This is a genomic window from Protofrankia sp. Cas8, from assembly GCF_963555845.1.
In the GTDB taxonomy this organism is placed as follows: Bacteria; Actinomycetota; Actinomycetes; order Frankiales; family Frankiaceae; genus Protofrankia.
Genome location: NZ_CAUVXI010000115.1, coordinates 9,221 through 11,147, shown reverse-complemented (window position 1 = coordinate 11,147; position 1,927 = coordinate 9,221). Strand labels below are relative to the sequence as shown.

Annotated in this window: 1 protein-coding gene; it reads right to left on the bottom strand. The window is 62.4% G+C overall.

The window, feature by feature from the left end:
• Positions 1-400: 400 nt before the first annotated feature.
• Entirely contained in the window at positions 401-1,582 is a 1,182-nt protein-coding gene (locus U9977_RS16535) for a YncE family protein (RefSeq protein WP_322750164.1), read from the bottom strand.
• Positions 1,583-1,927 lie beyond the last annotated feature (345 nt).

The window sequence follows — 1,927 nt, the reverse complement described above, 5'->3', positions numbered from 1 at the left end:
GGTGGTAATCGCCGTCAGATTTTCACTAGCATGATCTACATCGGCGGCGAATTCCAGGAACTTCCGTGCCAGTTCTCGTACCGAGAACGGATCCCCGGGCGTGGGATCATCATCCAGATCGAGAACAGCCCAGTCCGTGGGTCGGTTCATCGAACGAACCCATGGCGACAAGAAACACGCATTTGCATCACTCCGGGCCGGGTCAGGGGTCTAGCCAGCCACAAGCAGCGCGACCACAGCTCCCTTCGCGCCGCCGGAGGCCCGAAGGGGCGGCAGGCCGACAGCCAACGTGGACATATGAAAGATAACCCGGACCCCAGCCGCGCGCACGGCTTTCACCCATTCAAAATGCGACCATTTCCGGGGCCCACGCTAAATGGTCGCAACAGATTCGTACCGGTCAGCGCAGGATGCCGGTGTGGCCGAGGGAGTAACGACCCGGCTGGGGCCAGACGCAGACGCCGTGTGGACCCGGACCGACCCTGATCCGTGCCAGCAGGTTGCCGTCCTTCGTCGAGATCGCGTAGACCTCGCTGTTGTAACGGCCGGCCAGCCACAGGACCGACCCGTCGGCCGACACCCCGCCCATGTCAGGACTACCCCCACCGCGGATCGGCCACGTGGTCCGAACCTGGCGGGTCGTGAAGTCCACGACGGAGACGGAGCCCTCACCGCGGTTCGACACGTACATCACGGTTGCGTCCCGACTCGGGTACAGGCCATGAGCGCCCCTACCGGTCGGCAGAAATCCGATCGTGGTGAAGCGAACCGGATCCACGAGATGGAGACCATTGGTCATCATGTCGGCCACGTAGAGTACCTCTCCGCGCGGATCGATCTTGATGTCCTGCGGCATGCCCCCGACGGTCAGGTACCCGATGACAGCCGGCGCGCGAAGGTCGATCTTGACGAGCTTGCCGGAGAACTCGCAGGTGGCGACGAGGAAGGAGTCGTCAGCGGCGAAGTCGACGTGGTCGACACCGGGACAGTCGACCTTCAACTGGGTCCGCAACTGCCAGGTGTGCGGGTCGTAGAAGTCCAGGCGTTCCAGCGCCTCGGCGACGACCACCGCGTACTTCCCGTCCGGGGTGAAGTACATGTTGTAGGGATCGGCAACGGGAATATTCGACCCTTTGATCTTCCCGGTGGTCGGATCGATCGGGGTCAGACTGTTTCCGGCGTTGTTGGTGACGTACAGGGTTGACAGATCCCAGGATGGGACGATGTGCTGAGGACGGGCACCGGTCACGTAGTGGTCGATCACCGTGAAAGTCGCCGGATCGATCACATCAACGGTATTACTGTCACTGTTCGGAACATAGACGAGCGTCCTGGCATTGCGGACGGCTGGGCTGAACTGGTTTGCCCCGTCGAACGCGTATAGGTTCCGCGGTGACACCGGCGGGGTTTCGACCGGCGACGGCGCTGCCGTGGCCGGGGACGCCGTGCCCGGGGACGCGATGGACCCGAGCGCCGCCGGGACATCCCGCGCCGACGTGCGTGGCTGAACGGACGGCTTGGACGAAGCCGCACCGCTGCCACATGCAGCCAACAGGGGAGCGCACACGGCGGTGAGCAACACGAGGCGAGACAACCGCTGTGATCGATTCCCGCGAGATATGTGCACAGATCTGCTCCGAGTCCCGACGGGCGACAACAACACCGAAGGGTAACAGTATGCACACCGCCTGAATGCGGATGGCAGTGGGGGCGCGGGGTGGATCCGATCGATCACGGACACCTCCGATCGGGTCACGATCAATCCGCGTCACTGTGAACACAGAAAGCGATCGTATAACCACAACTATTGATGTCTGCACTGATGAGGGATAACTCCGTGTGAACAGGTCGTTCCCCGATGTCTCGCCACCCAAATCTGAAATATCCTCGGATCGACGAGAAAGAGGTGCGGATGACCGTCCTGGGC